The sequence below is a fragment of the Apibacter sp. B3706 genome (assembly GCF_011082725.1).
Lineage (GTDB): Bacteria > Bacteroidota > Bacteroidia > Flavobacteriales > Weeksellaceae > Apibacter.
In genome coordinates, this window is sequence record NZ_CP049715.1 from 2,104,518 (window position 1) to 2,119,315 (window position 14,798).

Here is a 14,798-nt window from a genome sequence, read left to right on the forward strand (position 1 = left end):
ATCATATAGTGAAAGCGCTATTAATACAATATAACAATGTGGGAGAAGTATTACTCTCCAGTGTAATTCCTAATAATCTAAAGAAAATCTATCCGGATATTAAGATAGATTTTCTTTGTTATAAAAAATATATTGGAGTTATACAGAGAAATCCTAATATTGACCGTATAATAGCTATAGATACGGAGCATATACGTTCCGTACTTTTCGTTTATAAATATATCCAGTTAGTAAGAAGTGAAAAATACGACATACTTATTGATATGTCGCAGAATTTTAACAGTATCCTGCTAACCCTATTTTCAAAAGCAAAGAAAAAATACAGTTTTTCCAATCCTTTATTGGATAAATTTTATGATAAAACCGTATCTAAAGTAGAAGAACCAATTACTCAAACGTGTACTTTATTGGAAGATCGTTTAGTAATCTTACAAGAATTTCTAAAAGATAACCCTATACCTATCGATCCGTTAGCTAAAATATATCTAGCTGAAGATGAAATTGAGGACGCTAAAGAAAAAATGATAAATGCAGGCATACATTTTAAACGACCGGTAATTATGTTGGGTGTTTTGGGTTCAAACATACATAATACTTGGACGATGGGTAATATGGCAAAACTTATAGATTTTATATGGGCAAATTATAGAGCCGATTTATTATTTACCTATTTGCCATCGCAGTATAAACAAGTAAACGAACTGCTATCTTTACTAAATTCCAATACCAAAGTATTTGTTCAGCCGGTAGGAAAAACGATACGTGAGTATGCCGCTTTTATGCAAAATTCCACTTTATTTATTGGAAATAGCAGTAGATTTGTAATTACGGCAAAAGCCCTGCAAAAACCTACTTTCACCATTTATCCTCCTTATATTAGTAGAAAAGATATTGCTTGTTATGAAAATACTAACTTACACCAAAGTGTTCATTTACACGACTTTTCTCCCAGGCTATACGAAGACTTTTATCAAAATGAATTAAAAAATGACTCGTCTAAATTTTACTTGATGTTGTCATATGAATTTGTAATAGTAAAAGTTAGAACGTTTTTAAAAGAGCATTTAATTACTTTTAATAAAATAAAATAATAAACAAGCCCATCCTATGATCATAAATGTTCCTCCAATGGGAGTTACAGGGCCTAAAAAACGTAAATTGATATCCCAATAATCAGAAAAAGCTAATAGATAAATACTAAAAGAAAATAGAAATGTACCTATAATCATTCCCCATCCGGCCCATTTTTCCAAACCCGAACTAAACGAAAGAGAAAATCCAATAATTAAAAGAGCCAATGCATGATACATTTGATATTTAACACCCGTATCAAAGCTTACTAATTTTTCAGCTGAAAGTATTTTTTTAAAAGCATGAGCACCGAATGCTCCTAAAATAATGGAAATTAAACCATATAAAGCCCCTGCAACAAGAACAATATTTTTCATAATTTTAATTAACTAATTTTCTAATAAATATTTGGTTATATAATCTTTTTCTAGATTCCAGCCTCTAGCCGGTGAATATTCCCGACCGTAAAAAATAATTTGAATGTGTAAGATATTCCATAATTCTTTAGGAAATAACCGTTTAGCATCTTTTTCTGTTTGTTCAACATTTTTTCCGTTGGTTAATTTCCATAATTTCATAAGTCTGTGAATGTGTGTATCAACAGGAAATGCCGGGTGTCCAAAACCTTGACTCATGACAACGGAAGCGGTTTTATGACCCACGCCGGGTAAGGCTTCTAACTCCTCAAAACTTTCCGGAACTTCTCCGTTATATTTTTCTACCAAAATAGTAGAAAGTTTATGAATATTTTTGGATTTAGTATTTGATAAGCCAATTTCTTTTATGTATTCTTTGATTTCCCATTCAGGCAATTCAGCCATTTTAAAAGCATTGGGAGCAACTTTGTAGAGAGCAGGTGTAACTTCATTAACCTTCTTATCCGTTGTTTGAGCAGAAAGTAATACGGAAATTAATAAAGTAAATACATCTTGATAGACTAATGGAGCAACAGGGTTTGGATAGAGCTTGTTTAACTCCGTTATTATGTACTCTACTTTTTCCTTTTGTTTCATTAAAGCATATAAATTATAATCTAAAAATACTAAATTTTAAATTAGGTTGATGTTATAGAGAAATAAAATTTCTATTTGTTTTGAAAATGCAAATAAAAATAAGTCTTATAAGTATATAGTAATTTATTATGTATTTGGATTGAATTATTTGGAGAAAATTTAAATTATCGTCACATATAAAAATCGTGATTACGATTTGTTAGAAAAAATTTATATCCAAATAAAGAGAAAAAAATTTTAAAATAAACGTGTATACCAGTTATGAAAATATTGTTATTTCATCATCCATTGCTTGGGAGTAATTCCATATTTTTTCTTAAAAGCCTCTATAAAATGACTGGGATTTTCATATCCTAAATCATAAGCGATTTCCTTCACCTGTTTAACTTTCAAGTTTAATTTTTCTTTACCGATTTCTAATTTTGTATCCAGTATAAAATGAGAAATAGATTTTCCGTATATTTTTTTAAAACCTTCTTTAATTTTATACTCACTTAAATTAGTAGTTTCAGAAAGTTTTTTTAAAGTAGGTGGAGAAGCTATATTCTCCATTAAGACCTCTTTTATTTCATAAATCTTACGAATGAATTTCTCATCTTTTATAGGTAAATGGTATGAAGAAGTAGAGGTATTTGAAGAAAAATAATAAAGTAAGAATTCATGTAATTTCAATGTCAAATAATGATTTTCAAATTCTTGATCCAAGGTAAAATCTTCCAGTTGTGAAATAATTAACTTTTCTTGAATGCTTAAAGGTTTTTCATGATAAAATTTTGTGTAATTGTTTTGAATGAGTAAAGAAAGTTTATCTTTATGTTTGGAAAAAATATCTTCCAGTTTTTGAATAGCTATTACAAAAATGACCAGCTTTGATTTTTTTGATAAACTGATATTAATAGGAATATCTATTTCAGGATGAAAAAGAAGTAAGGAATTCCCTTCATTCATAACACGTAAAGATTCATTTTTAAAATGAAAAGAGGCTCTTCCTTTAGTACATAAATAAAATTGCACAAACCGTTTGCCTACTGGTTTGGAAATGGTATCAGTCAGAATAGTATAATTATCTATCTGAGCCATATAAATATCCGAACCAATTTTATTTTCTCTAATTCTACTTTTAAAGGTATTTTTTAAATCCATTAACAAATTCTTTATCTATCAATTTACAACCACAAAATCATGATATTTATCATGTTAATTAACTATTTAGATTAGTTCTAAAATTGTAAAAATTTACTTTTAGAGGTATTTTTTTATAAATATAGGTATTTTCTCCATACATGTACTCATAAATTTGCTTGAACAAAATATATGAAAAAGCTTCAGCCTAATAATATTAAAAACTTTTATGCAATAAGTTTGAGCTTTGTAAAGGCAGATACAGAAATTAGAGGAAAGTTTAGTTTTTTTCCTGAATTTGTGGAAGAGTTTTCCAACAAAATTAACTCCCTGTCGAATACTCATATTTTCATACTATCCACATGTAACCGTACAGAATTATATTTTCAAACAGAAAACCCGGATTATGTAATTGATATATTTTGCAAGCAAATAAAAGTAGATTCTACTGAATTTATAAAGTATATAACGGTTTATAGAAGAGAAGAAGCCATTAAACATTTTTTAAGAGTTTCAGCCGGTTTAGAAAGTCAAATTATAGGTGATTTTGAAATCATATCTCAAATAAAAACATGGTTTAAAAGATTTAAAAAACATAATTGCACTAATGCTTTTTTGGAAAGATTACTAAACACAGGCATTCAAACCTCAAAAAAAATTAAATATACAACTTCAATAAGTACAGGAATTACGTCTATGTCTTATGCAGCAGTGCATTATATTTTAACTCATTTCAATCAACTATCTGAGAAAAAAATTACCTTGTTGGGTACAGGAAAAATTGGTAAAAACACTTGTGAAAATTTAATAAAACATATCAATAATCCTAACATAACAGTCCTTAACAGAACCTTTTCTAAAGCGCAAGAAGTAGCCCTAACATTCAATCTAAAGGTGGTAAACTATGAGCAAATGCAGGAACAGGTTATTAATTCAGATATTGTTATTGTAGCGACCGGGGCATCGAAACCTATAATTACAAAAAAAGATTTACACTCTAATCAACCCATAACTTTAATTGATTTATCTATCCCTTCCAATGTTTGTTTATCTGTAAAAGAATACAATCATATAACTTTAATAAATGTTGATGATTTGTCCCAAAAAATCAACGAAACACTGGAACTAAGAAATAAAGAAATTCCTATAGCAGAAGGGATTATAGATGAAATGATAAATGAATTTATAATTTGGTCTGAAAATAGAAAATATGCGCCGATCATTCACGCTTTCAAATCAGATTTAGAGAAAATTAAAGAAAATCAATTGAAAACACTAAAAAAAGATCAGATGGTAGTTTCAGAAGAACAAACAGAATTATCAAATCGTTTAGTACAAAAAATTACCGACAGACTAGCTAACTATCTTATTACTAACCCTGAAAAAGCAGATGACACCATAAATTTATTTACGGAAATGTTTCAACTGCAAGAATATAAATTATAAAATATTTATGAGCCCTATTCGTATTGGCACACGAAACAGCCCATTAGCAATGTGGCAAGCGTTAAAAGTGCAAAAGAAAATTAAGGAATTAGGTTTCCAAGCTGTAATTGTAGCCATTACTTCACATGGAGATAAGGATCTCACACAACCTTTGTATCAAATGGATATTATTGGTGTTTTTACAAGAGATTTGGATATTGCACTTTTAAATGATAAGATAGATGTTGCTGTACACAGTCTAAAGGATGTACCCACCTTATTACCGGAAGGAATACATTTATCAGCGGTTCTAGAAAGGGATTATGAAGCAGATGTATTAGTTAGAAATCCGAATAAAATAGAAAAACTAAATTCTTATGAAAATTTATATTTAGGAACAGGCAGTTTAAGAAGGAGAGCCTTTTGGAAAGCAAAATATCCAGAAGTAACATTTGGAAATATACGCGGAAATGTACAAACCAGATTATCAAAATTAGATTCAGAAGGTTTTGATGGAACTATTTTTTCACTTGCAGGAATAAAGAGATTGGGTTTACCTTTGGATTATGAAGTATTGGATTTTATTATTCCGGCTCCTGCACAAGGTGTAGTTGGCATTACCTCTTTAGAAAAAAACAGAGAATTAACAGAATTGGTAAGAAAAATTAATCATAAGGACACTCAAATCTGTATAAATATTGAAAGGGATTTTTTAAATAGCATTGAAGGAGGCTGTACAGCGCCCATAGGAGCTTTAGCCAAAATTAAAAATGACCAAGTATATTTTAAGGCAGGAATAGTTTCTTTAGACGGGACTAAAAAAGTACTTCTAGATGAAAGTTTTCCAATTTCAGAATCATTTGAAAAAGGAAGAATACTTGCCTTGAAAGCTAAAAAAATGGGCGCTGAAGAGATAATAAACGAAATTAAAGCCTATAGAGAATAAGTAATAAAATTACTTATTCTTTAACTCAGCCATTCGTACTGCAACTACTCCGGCTTCTACCCCTTTATTTCCTAATTTTCCACCACTACGATCTAAAGACTGTTGTACATGATCATCCGTAAGTACGCAAAATACCACAGGTGTATCCATGTGTGTATTTAAATACGTAACACCATCCGTAACAGTTTTACATACATAATCAAAATGAGCCGTTTCGCCTCTTATAACGCATCCTATTACAATAACTGCATCATAAAGCTTTGTGTTACATAGTTTGGTTGCCCCGTATACTAATTCAACAGATCCGGGTACGAATATAGAATCAATATCAGATTCTTTAGCACCTAAATCAAGTAAAGTATCAACAGCTCCTTTGTGTAAGTTATAAGTAACTTCAGAATTCCAATCTGAAATAACAATACCGAAACGATAGGCTCCGGCATTGGGTAAATTTTCTTTATTATAGATAGATAAGTTTGTTGTTGCCATTATTGTTTTCCTGTTGCGTATTTAAGTCTTTCGATATATGCGTCTACTTCTCCTGAAGCATCTACATCCGGAAATTTATCTTTAATATTTTGAAAAAATTCTAAGGCTTTTTCGTTTTGGTTTAAAGACATAGCCAATATACCGGCTTTTTTACTGAATTGATAAACAGTGGCTGCATTTGAACTTTCATTAGCAGCTTTAGTCATATAATTTAGTGCTTCATCTGTGTTATTAAGTTCGGCATAAGTATCAGCAATAGCGCCATATTTAACGGCTTTTAAATCTTTGTCAGAAGTATCAAATTGGTTAAAATGGTCCAATGCATTTTGATAGTTTCCTTTTTTAAATTCGGCTATTCCGGCATATAAATGAGCAAATTTTCCTGCTTTTGTAGATCCATATTCTTCAGCTATGTCAATAAAGCCGGAAACTCCGCTGGATTTTCCACCTAATGCCTGATCTGTTTTTCCTTCATCATATAAATTTTGAGCGTCTACCAGTAAATCGGAGGCCTCAATATTTTTTGGAGTTACTACATAATTATCATAAATAACATATCCTAAGACTGCGATAATTACAATAGCAAAAAAAATACCTATCGGTTTTGCATACTTTTGTAAGAATTTTTCACCATCTAAGGCAGAAGTATTTAAAGAATCTAAAATTTCTTTAGTTGCGTAATTGTGCTTTCCTTTATGTTTTGACATGTGTCTGAATATGTTTTTAGTGCGCTAAAATAGGCATTTATAAATTGAAATCCAAATTTTTAATGGCCTCGCATTCTAAGTAGGTTTTGAATTTTTCCCGTGATATTTCAACGGCTCCAAGTTGTTCCAAATAAGAAGAATAAATTTGACAATCAATAATTTTATATTGATGGGAATATTTTTGGGTAAAATAGCTAAATCCGCATTTTGAAGCATTACTAATTTTTGAAAACATACTTTCTCCGCAAAATACGGTATGTAAATCTATACCGTAAAATCCTCCCACCAAATCATGGTTTTTCCAAACCTCAACACTTTTTGCCAATCCCCTTTCATGCAAGTTACAATAAGCATGGAACATTTCTTCGGTAATCCAAGTTCCTGCTTGACCTATTCTTTTAATGGAAGCACATTGTTTAATTACTTCCGGAAAACATTGGTTTTCTGTATATTCAAAATACCCCTGATTCAGTAATTTCTTAGTTGATTTAGAAATTTTTAAATTTTTTGGATAGAGTACAAATCTGGGATCCGGAGACCACCATTGTATAATTTCCTTGGGATTATACCAAGGAAAAATCCCCGATTTGTATGCCAGAAGTAATCTTTCCGGTGTTAAATCTCCACCTATGGCAAGAAGTCCGCTTTCATCAGCCAAATAGATATCGGGAAATTCTAATTTTTGTGTTAACAAGTACATACGTATAAAAAAAGCACCTTTTTTAGAGGTGCTTGAATAATTTTAAAATATATGAGTATTTCATTTAAAACGGTAAATCATCATCCTCTTCTTCTTGCATACTTGGAGCAGACGGTGCAGGAGATATATGTGCGGAAGGAGGAACCATAGGATTATCTTGTCCCATTCCGGAAGAAACAGGCATTAATTTTTCAATTCTCCAGCCGGTTATACTGTTGAAATATTTAGTTTCACCTTGTGGATTAACCCATTCACGGCCTCTGATATTAATTGATACTCTTACATCATCTCCTACATTAAAAGAATTAATGATATCTACCCGATCTCCTAAAAGCTCTATTAATATATGCTGAGGATATTGTTCTTCCGTAGTTAACACTACTTCTCTTTTTCTGAATCCGCTATCAAATGTTTGAATATCAGATATTAATTTTATTCTTCCTGCTATTTCCATATCTACTGTTTTTAGTTTAGAATACAAAATTAAAAAATAATTTTCAGCGAAAAAAAAAGATATTATCGGGTTTTTAATAAAAAGAAAAGGATCCCAAAAGGGATCCTCGTTTATTGTAAATCAAAGAAAAATATTTATTTTACTTTTTGATCCATTAATTGCATAAATTGATCTAGTTTAGGAAGAATTACAATTTCAGTTCTTCTGTTAACTGCTTTATTTTCAGGATTTGTGTTAGGAACTTTTGGTTGATATTCTCCGTGACCTCCGGCAAGTAATCTGGCAGGATCCACTCCAAATTTAGTTTGTAACATTTTAACAACTGAGGTTGCTCTCATGGCGCTCAAATCCCAATTATCTCTTATACAACCTGCAGCTGAATTTTTAAATTGATCATTGTCAGTATATCCTTGAACTTGAACATCATAATCTTTGTAATCATTGATAATTTTAGCTACCTTTTCCAAAACATTTTCTGCGGTTGGAAGCACATCATAACTACCGGATTTATAAAGCATTTTATCTGATAATGAAATGAATACCACTCCTTTTTGAACTTGAACGTCTACATCGCTGTCATTTAAATTATCTAAAGAACGTTTTAATTTATTAGATAAAGCAAGATTTAAAGAATCATTTTTTGCACGAGCTTCTGTCAAACGTTTAATATACGCATTAGATTCATTAATTTGACTAATTAATTTGTCTATATTAACAGTTCCGGCTTTTCCGGTAGCCATACAGTCGGCTAAATTTTGTTGTAATACGTCATTTTGTTTACGTATCAAATTCATTTGTTCTTCCAAAGATTTGTTTCTCTCTTTTAAAGATGTGATCGAACGATCTTTTTCAACATTTCTTTCTAGACAAGATTCATAATTAGCTTTTGCCTGTTCAAATTCTTTTCTACTTACACAAGACATTGCTAATAAGCCAACTGAAGATAGCAATGCTAATTTAATAATTTTCATATTTTTTATATTATATATATTTTATTAAAAAATCTGTAAAAACAATCAATCAAAAGTAGATCATTAAAGGCTACTCAGGATAATTTTAATGGTAAAAATAGTAAATTAAAATTAAAAATGGTATAAATACTGTTATAAAAATTGAAAACAAAGGATTCTTAAGTTGATTTGTAAAAAATTGTACTTTTGTATTTATTAATGCTTATAACAGTATGCTATACTACAGAGATAAAGGAAAAGGTAAAGTTATAGTTTTTTTACACGGTTTCTTAGAAAATTCAAGAATGTGGAGATTTTTTCAAAATAATTTATCCAAGAAATACAGAGTTATAACCATTGATTTACCTGGTCATGGAAGATCTTCTAAAAAAACAAATGAAGTCAACAGAATGGAAGATATGTCCAAAAAAGTAAACAATGTTTTGGAGCATTTGAAAATAGATGATGTAATAATTATAGGCCATTCGATGGGAGGATATGTAGCATTAGCCTTTGCAGATTTATATAAGTATAAAGTTTCCGGATTGGGTTTATTTTATTCTACCTCATTACCGGATGATGAAATAAAAAAAGAACAAAGATTAAAAGCTGCCGAAGTAGTAGTTAAAAATCCTAAAGAATTTTTCCGTTTATCAATTCCTAATTTATTTGCTCCTGATAATGTGCCCCTTATGCAATCAGAAATAAAAACAGCAATTTCTTGGGCTAAACACGCTTCTTTAACAGGGATTTCAGCTGCTTTAAAAGGCATGAGGTTACGTAAAGATAGGACGGATGTTTTAAGAAATTTAGACAAACCCATCTTACTCATTTTGGGTAAATATGATACTGCAATTAAAAATTCCGAATTAATAAATAAATTAGAAGGAACTGATCATCTTTCTATTTTTGAGATTTCAACCGGACATATGGGAGCATTAGAAGCACCTGAAGAATGCTTAGAAATTATGGAATTCTGGTTAAATCAAAATTTTAATTGATATCATTATTACAATTACTTATATGTAGTGTAAAATGATTAAGAATTATTATTTGTAATTTTGTATTAGTGTAAACCTATTTATTTGTTTAATAGTATGATAAAGGTATCGCAAGAAGCAGAAAAAAAAATCATTGAATTGATGAAAGAAAGTGGTTTTGACAGTACTAAAGATTTCGTAAGAGTAGGAGTAGCAAGCGGGGGATGTTCGGGATTGTCATATAAGCTGAATTTCGATCACAATCAAAACCCTGAAGATAAAGTCTTTGAAGATAAAGGAATTAAGATACTGGTTGATAAAAAATCCTTTCTTTATTTAGTAGGAACTACGTTAGAGTACTCCGGAGGTTTAAATGGAAAAGGTTTTGTTTTTAACAATCCCAATGCTCAAAGAACCTGTGGGTGCGGTGAAAGTTTTGCTGTTTAAAAGAATAAAAAAGTATAGAAAAACCCTTCTTTTTATAAAGAAGGTTTTTTTATAGCTATTAATTACTACCCTTATTTTTTCATTACTTCAGCAGCCATACTATCTAACTTTCTTACGAAATCATTAAATTTATTTAATTCTTTAGGGTTTGAAGATAATTCTTCACTTATAATTTTTCTAGTAATAATTAATTTTTGATTTTTCTTGGTCAGCTCTGTTAATTTATTAATATCTTTTGCATCGGCAGCATTAATATATTGATCAATATATGCTTTATAATCTACTAAAAACTTTTGTATTTTAGCGTCTGAAAATTTAGGAATGTCTTGGTTTAAAATTTCACTTACTGTGTCTGTAGATATGTCAATAGGTTCTTCCTTTATTATATTTGAATTGGATTCCGTTATTTGTTGATTTTCAGTTGTTTTTTTGGTCGTTTTTTGGTCGTTTTTACAAGATTGAAAAGTAATTGTATTAACAATAAATAAAGATAAAATTATTTTCTTCATATAAAAATTTATTTTCGGCTAATGTATAAAAAAATGATTCAAAATTTATAAAAAGATACTTATTAGAAGTTTTATGAAATATTTATTATAATTTACTATATATTTATTTTAAATAATTTATAATTACTCTTATACATGCTTAATTTATAATTTTAATTCTAAATATTTATATTTTTATTAAATATTTTTTTAAATTAATATAGCTTAATAAAATACTTGATTTTATTCTATTATTAAAAATCCATCTCTAGTTTAAAATTTAAAATTCCATTATTTAAAAAATCTATCAATGTGTATTTATAATGTTTGATAAACTCAGTATTTTTGCACATAGAACCAATCTAAGTTTAATAAAGATAGCTGAGCTGTCTTCGAATCAAATCAATTGATAAAATGAGCAGAGCAAAATATACAGAAGAAGAATTACGGTTAGACCTTGAACAAAAAGATTATGAATATGGTTGGACCACGGATTTGGAATATGAAGATTTCCCTACCGGATTAAATGAAGATATAGTTCGTGAAATTTCCAAAAGAAAGAATGAACCGGAATGGATGTTGGAATGGAGATTAGACTCTTTTAAATTATGGAAAGAAATGAAAGCTCCTCATTGGGCTAATGTTACTTTTAAAGAGCCTGATTTCAATAGTATAAGATATTATGCGGCACCTAAAAAGAAAAAAGAATTAACGAGTTTAGAAGAAGTAGACCCGGAATTATTGAATACTTTTGACAAACTAGGCATTCCGTTAGAAGAACAAAAAAGATTAACAGGAGTAGCAGTAGATGCGGTAATAGATAGTGTTTCAGTTAAAACAACCTTCACAGAAACATTGGCTGAAAAAGGAATTATTTTTTGTTCTATTAGCGAAGCCATTCAAAATCATCCGGATTTAGTTAGAAAATATTTAGGAAAAGTAGTGCCTAAAAGCGATAATTTTTATTCTGCTTTAAATTCGGCAGTTTTTTCAGATGGTTCGTTTTGCTATATACCAAAAGGAGTGAAATGTCCGATGGAACTTTCAACCTATTTTAGAATTAATCAATCCGGAACCGGTCAATTTGAAAGAACACTTCTAATAGCCGATGAAGGAAGCTATGTTTCCTATTTGGAAGGATGTACAGCACCTCAAAGAGACGAAAATCAATTACATGCAGCCGTGGTTGAATTAATCGCTTTAGACGGAGCAGAAATAAAATATTCGACTGTACAAAATTGGTATCCGGGAGATAAGGAAGGTAAAGGAGGTATTTATAACTTCGTAACCAAAAGAGCTCTTTGCGAAAAAAATGCTAAAATTTCTTGGACACAAGTTGAAACGGGTTCTGCTGTAACATGGAAATATCCATCCTGTATTTTAAAAGGAGATAATTCAATTGGAGAATTTTATTCAATAGCAGTAACTAATAATTTTCAACAGGCAGATACAGGAACAAAAATGATCCATATTGGAAAAAATACACGATCAACAATTATATCAAAAGGAATTTCTGCAGGTAAATCACAAAACAGCTATCGAGGATTAGTTAAAGTTTTACCTCAAGCAGATAATGCAAGAAATTTCTCTCAATGTGATTCTTTGCTGATGGGTAATGATTGTGGAGCTCATACCTTTCCCTATATTGAAATAAAAAATAAATCTGCCCAAATGGAACATGAAGCCACAACCTCCAAAATAGGTGAAGATCAGATTTTTTATTGCAACCAGCGAGGTATTGATACTGAAACTGCAATAGCTTTAATTGTTAATGGATTTAGTAGAGAAGTACTTGATAAGCTTCCTATGGAATTTGCAGTAGAAGCAAAAAAATTATTGGAAATTTCTTTAGAAGGTAGTGTTGGATAAAAGCGTTGGATAAATATATTGTTCAGTAAAAAAAACTTTCTATACCATAGAAAGTTTTTTTTGGTTATTTCAACTATTTTTAAAAATTGATTTTATACGTGCCGGTTACCGATCGAGTACCTGCATTACCTTTAACGTATTGTTTAATCCATTTAATGCCTGTATTCAATAAACAAGTATTATTTATCCCTGACTTTCGACTAACAGAAATAACATTTCCATTTTTATCAAGAGTATAGGAAAAAATAATAGTTCCGGAACCATTGCAACTATGTTCGGGAACTTTTCCGCCTCTTCCCATAGTACCCGGAATGAAGCTGACTAATTTTCTTCCGTTTCCAATTCCCTCTCCACCGCTTCCGTTTCCTCCTGTTTCTACTCCTTGGTTTTGACCCGGTCTTCCTCCGGTCCCTTCACCGGTGGAAAATGTTCCTGTTCCTTTACCTTTTATTAAATTTCCTAGAGCGGCATTTCCTTTGGGATTACCTCCTGTAGAACTCTTATTTCCTACACCTGCTACTGTTTTGGATTTAGTTTTATTTGGGATAGTTTTTGAGTTAATTTTGGATACAGGTTTGGTTTTATCCTTTTTCTTAGTTACCGTTTTTTTAGCAGGTTCGGGAACAATATCTTTGGTTTCGTTCTGATTGGCTAAAATAGGTTTTTTTTCTTCTTCTTGTTTTGAATCTTGGGAAGATTTATCTTCAAGATTTGTTACTGATTGTACTTCTCCACCTTCACCCGATAAAACATCTTGATCAATAGGCTCTTCATCCCCTAAACCCACTTCATCAGTTCCAAAATTAGCACCCATATCATCCATATCAAAGTTTATATCAATATAAGCAGGGGGAGTCATAGTTAAAAAAACGGTTTTATAAGTTAAAATAAATGATAATATGGCGACTGAAATTATTAGAGTAATAATACCGCTAATTAACTTCTCCTTTTTATTATCATAATACTTAATTTTATAACTATCACTCATAGCTTATTTTTCCTCTTGGGTATGCGGATTCGTCGCAATTAAAACTTTGTATTTATTTCTATTGGCAATATCCATTAAAAAAACAACATCTTTGTGTAAAGCCTCTTCATCTGCTGCAATAACAAAAGTAGGAGATGGATTGGCGTTAAATATTGTTTTTAAGGTGGGCTCGATTTCGTTTTTAGCTATTAATTTTTTATTTAAAAAATATTTTCCATCCATAGAAACCCCTATATAAACTCTTTCAGCGGGCATTTCCTGTCCTTTGGCAGTTGGCAATTTTATATTTAAAGCAGACTGATTTGCAGATGCAGTAAGCATAAAAAATGTAAGTAATAAAAATATTACATCTGTTATGGATGCCATGCTGAATTCCGGAGTAACTCTATTTCTACTTCGTAATTTCATAAATTAATGAGTAACAGGTTTGTTTAATATATCCAGAAAATCAATAGCGGTAAGCTGTAAAGCATGTACACTTCTATCGATACGAATTACCAAAATGTTATAGAATAAATACGCCAATAAACCAACAATTAATCCCGCAGCAGTATTTGCCATTGCAGAATAAATACCACCGGCTAACATTTGAGCGCTGGCTTGATCTTGTGCGCTGGTAGCAAAAAAAGCTATAATCATTCCGATTACCGTACCCAAAAAACCTAGCATGGGAGCGGCTCCTGAAATAGTACCTAAAACACCTACATTTTTTTCCAATTCAAAGATTTCCAACTGAGCTGTGTTCTCTATAGCATCACTAATATCCCGGGTAGGTTTACCAATTCTCATTAATCCTTTATAAAGCATTCTACCTTCAGGGGTATGAGTTCTTTTGCATAAATCTAAGGCAGCGTTGATATTACCCTGATGAATAAGATCTTTAATATCGTTAAGAATGGAAGAATTTTTATTGGAAAACTTTTTTAAGGTTAGAAAACGTTCAAAGAAAATATAAAGAGAAAGCATGAAAAGCAAAAAAAGGCAGATCATCACAAATATACCTATAGGCCCCCCGTGTGTAAACATTTCTAAAAGGGAAAATTGTTTTTCATTAATTTCTCCACTTTGTGCAAGTATTTTTTCTGCGGTCTTTAAAGAATCATTCATATAAATCCTTTTTTGTATAAAAGTTTTTTAAATTATTTGTGC

Annotated in this window: 18 protein-coding genes; 6 read left to right on the forward strand and 12 right to left on the reverse strand. The window is 30.5% G+C overall.

Translation table 11 applies throughout. The annotated features are described in order from the left end of the window. Positions 1-8: 8 nt before the first annotated feature. A complete protein-coding gene (locus tag G8C41_RS09125; RefSeq protein WP_160542933.1) occupies positions 9-1,091 on the forward strand; it encodes a glycosyltransferase family 9 protein in 1,083 nt (360 codons plus the stop codon). On the opposite strand, the gene G8C41_RS09130 is transcribed toward G8C41_RS09125, so the two are convergent. The 3 genes from G8C41_RS09130 to G8C41_RS09140 form a co-directional block, all read right to left on the reverse strand. Then, complete coding sequence (locus tag G8C41_RS09130; RefSeq protein WP_160557757.1) at positions 1,065-1,448, reverse strand: DUF423 domain-containing protein; 384 nt, start codon at positions 1,446-1,448, stop codon at positions 1,065-1,067. The two genes, G8C41_RS09125 and G8C41_RS09130, sit on opposite strands and share 27 nt — an antisense overlap. A gap of 12 nt (positions 1,449-1,460) precedes the next feature. Next, on the reverse strand, positions 1,461-2,084 hold the full coding sequence (nth, locus tag G8C41_RS09135) for an endonuclease III (protein ID WP_166007408.1): 624 nt from the start codon (positions 2,082-2,084) through the stop codon (positions 1,461-1,463). 273 nt (positions 2,085-2,357) lie between these two features. Further along, positions 2,358-3,227, reverse strand: a complete 870-nt coding sequence (locus G8C41_RS09140; protein WP_166007410.1) for a helix-turn-helix domain-containing protein — start codon at positions 3,225-3,227, stop codon at positions 2,358-2,360. Positions 3,228-3,398: 171 nt separating this feature from the next. On the opposite strand from G8C41_RS09140, the gene hemA reads away from it, so the two are divergent. Next, positions 3,399-4,652 (forward strand): glutamyl-tRNA reductase, encoded by a 1,254-nt coding sequence (hemA, locus tag G8C41_RS09145; RefSeq protein WP_166007412.1) that lies wholly within the window; start codon positions 3,399-3,401, stop codon positions 4,650-4,652. Positions 4,653-4,659: 7 nt separating this feature from the next. Further along, positions 4,660-5,577 carry a hydroxymethylbilane synthase gene (gene hemC, locus G8C41_RS09150; protein ID WP_166007414.1) on the forward strand — a complete coding sequence of 306 codons (918 nt, stop codon included), beginning with the start codon at positions 4,660-4,662 and terminating at the stop codon, positions 5,575-5,577. Between the two features lie 9 nt (positions 5,578-5,586). Here hemC and ribH read toward each other — a convergent pair whose 3' ends face one another. The 5 genes from ribH to G8C41_RS09175 form a co-directional block, all read right to left on the reverse strand. Further along, positions 5,587-6,066, reverse strand: a complete 480-nt coding sequence (ribH, locus tag G8C41_RS09155) for a 6,7-dimethyl-8-ribityllumazine synthase (RefSeq protein WP_105296489.1) — start codon at positions 6,064-6,066, stop codon at positions 5,587-5,589. Beyond that, a complete protein-coding gene (locus G8C41_RS09160; RefSeq protein ID WP_105296490.1) occupies positions 6,066-6,773 on the reverse strand; it encodes a tetratricopeptide repeat protein in 708 nt (235 codons plus the stop codon). The genes ribH and G8C41_RS09160 overlap by 1 nt, the downstream gene beginning before the upstream one ends. A 37-nt stretch (positions 6,774-6,810) precedes the next feature. Next, positions 6,811-7,473, reverse strand: a complete 663-nt coding sequence (gene aat / locus G8C41_RS09165; RefSeq protein ID WP_166007416.1) for a leucyl/phenylalanyl-tRNA--protein transferase — start codon at positions 7,471-7,473, stop codon at positions 6,811-6,813. 64 nt (positions 7,474-7,537) lie between these two features. After that, entirely contained in the window at positions 7,538-7,927 is a 390-nt protein-coding gene (locus tag G8C41_RS09170; RefSeq protein ID WP_105296492.1) for a DUF3127 domain-containing protein, read from the reverse strand. Between the two features lie 134 nt (positions 7,928-8,061). Continuing rightward, complete coding sequence (locus G8C41_RS09175) at positions 8,062-8,898, reverse strand: flagellar motor protein MotB (RefSeq protein ID WP_166007418.1); 837 nt, start codon at positions 8,896-8,898, stop codon at positions 8,062-8,064. 212 nt (positions 8,899-9,110) lie between these two features. Here G8C41_RS09175 and G8C41_RS09180 point away from each other — a divergent pair, with 212 nt between their 5' ends. Beyond that, positions 9,111-9,878 carry an alpha/beta fold hydrolase gene (locus tag G8C41_RS09180; protein WP_166007420.1) on the forward strand — a complete coding sequence of 256 codons (768 nt, stop codon included), beginning with the start codon at positions 9,111-9,113 and terminating at the stop codon, positions 9,876-9,878. Positions 9,879-9,974: 96 nt separating this feature from the next. Then, positions 9,975-10,304: a HesB/IscA family protein gene (locus tag G8C41_RS09185; RefSeq protein WP_105296495.1), complete on the forward strand. Its 330-nt coding sequence runs from the start codon at positions 9,975-9,977 to the stop codon at positions 10,302-10,304. Between the two features lie 71 nt (positions 10,305-10,375). Here G8C41_RS09185 and G8C41_RS09190 read toward each other — a convergent pair whose 3' ends face one another. After that, on the reverse strand, positions 10,376-10,813 hold the full coding sequence (locus tag G8C41_RS09190) for a hypothetical protein (protein WP_166007422.1): 438 nt from the start codon (positions 10,811-10,813) through the stop codon (positions 10,376-10,378). A 393-nt stretch (positions 10,814-11,206) separates the two neighbouring features. On the opposite strand from G8C41_RS09190, the gene sufB reads away from it, so the two are divergent. Next, positions 11,207-12,661: a Fe-S cluster assembly protein SufB gene (gene sufB / locus G8C41_RS09195; RefSeq protein WP_166007424.1), complete on the forward strand. Its 1,455-nt coding sequence runs from the start codon at positions 11,207-11,209 to the stop codon at positions 12,659-12,661. A gap of 79 nt (positions 12,662-12,740) precedes the next feature. Here the strand turns inward: sufB and G8C41_RS09200 are convergent, their stop codons facing one another. Genes G8C41_RS09200 through G8C41_RS09210 form a run of 3 tightly spaced genes read right to left on the reverse strand, consistent with a single transcriptional unit; the run spans position 12,741 to position 14,756 of the window. Then, the gene (locus G8C41_RS09200; protein ID WP_166007426.1) at positions 12,741-13,649 is read right to left on the reverse strand and encodes a ferric siderophore ABC transporter substrate-binding protein; all 909 of its coding nucleotides are present in this window, start codon (positions 13,647-13,649) and stop codon (positions 12,741-12,743) included. 3 nt (positions 13,650-13,652) lie between these two features. Next, positions 13,653-14,057 (reverse strand): ExbD/TolR family protein, encoded by a 405-nt coding sequence (locus tag G8C41_RS09205; RefSeq protein ID WP_160566225.1) that lies wholly within the window; start codon positions 14,055-14,057, stop codon positions 13,653-13,655. Between the two features lie 3 nt (positions 14,058-14,060). Continuing rightward, the gene (locus G8C41_RS09210; RefSeq protein WP_160542919.1) at positions 14,061-14,756 is read right to left on the reverse strand and encodes a MotA/TolQ/ExbB proton channel family protein; all 696 of its coding nucleotides are present in this window, start codon (positions 14,754-14,756) and stop codon (positions 14,061-14,063) included. Positions 14,757-14,798: the final 42 nt, after the last annotated feature.

Excerpts from the sequence above, each read along its gene's own strand:
- G8C41_RS09130 (WP_160557757.1), bottom strand. The coding sequence starts at position 1,448 with ATGAAAAATATTGTTCTTGTTGCAGGGGCTTTATATGGTTTAATTTCC.
- nth (WP_166007408.1), bottom strand. The coding sequence starts at position 2,084 with ATGAAACAAAAGGAAAAAGTAGAGTACATAATAACGGAGTTAAACAAG.
- G8C41_RS09140 (WP_166007410.1), bottom strand. The coding sequence starts at position 3,227 with ATGGATTTAAAAAATACCTTTAAAAGTAGAATTAGAGAAAATAAAATT.
- hemA (WP_166007412.1), top strand. The coding sequence starts at position 3,399 with ATGAAAAAGCTTCAGCCTAATAATATTAAAAACTTTTATGCAATAAGT.
- hemC (WP_166007414.1), top strand. The coding sequence starts at position 4,660 with ATGAGCCCTATTCGTATTGGCACACGAAACAGCCCATTAGCAATGTGG.
- ribH (WP_105296489.1), bottom strand. The coding sequence starts at position 6,066 with ATGGCAACAACAAACTTATCTATCTATAATAAAGAAAATTTACCCAAT.
- G8C41_RS09160 (WP_105296490.1), bottom strand. The coding sequence starts at position 6,773 with ATGTCAAAACATAAAGGAAAGCACAATTACGCAACTAAAGAAATTTTA.
- aat (WP_166007416.1), bottom strand. The coding sequence starts at position 7,473 with ATGTACTTGTTAACACAAAAATTAGAATTTCCCGATATCTATTTGGCT.
- G8C41_RS09170 (WP_105296492.1), bottom strand. The coding sequence starts at position 7,927 with ATGGAAATAGCAGGAAGAATAAAATTAATATCTGATATTCAAACATTT.
- G8C41_RS09175 (WP_166007418.1), bottom strand. The coding sequence starts at position 8,898 with ATGAAAATTATTAAATTAGCATTGCTATCTTCAGTTGGCTTATTAGCA.
- G8C41_RS09180 (WP_166007420.1), top strand. The coding sequence starts at position 9,111 with ATGCTATACTACAGAGATAAAGGAAAAGGTAAAGTTATAGTTTTTTTA.
- G8C41_RS09185 (WP_105296495.1), top strand. The coding sequence starts at position 9,975 with ATGATAAAGGTATCGCAAGAAGCAGAAAAAAAAATCATTGAATTGATG.
- G8C41_RS09190 (WP_166007422.1), bottom strand. The coding sequence starts at position 10,813 with ATGAAGAAAATAATTTTATCTTTATTTATTGTTAATACAATTACTTTT.
- sufB (WP_166007424.1), top strand. The coding sequence starts at position 11,207 with ATGAGCAGAGCAAAATATACAGAAGAAGAATTACGGTTAGACCTTGAA.
- G8C41_RS09200 (WP_166007426.1), bottom strand. The coding sequence starts at position 13,649 with ATGAGTGATAGTTATAAAATTAAGTATTATGATAATAAAAAGGAGAAG.
- G8C41_RS09205 (WP_160566225.1), bottom strand. The coding sequence starts at position 14,057 with ATGAAATTACGAAGTAGAAATAGAGTTACTCCGGAATTCAGCATGGCA.
- G8C41_RS09210 (WP_160542919.1), bottom strand. The coding sequence starts at position 14,756 with ATGAATGATTCTTTAAAGACCGCAGAAAAAATACTTGCACAAAGTGGA.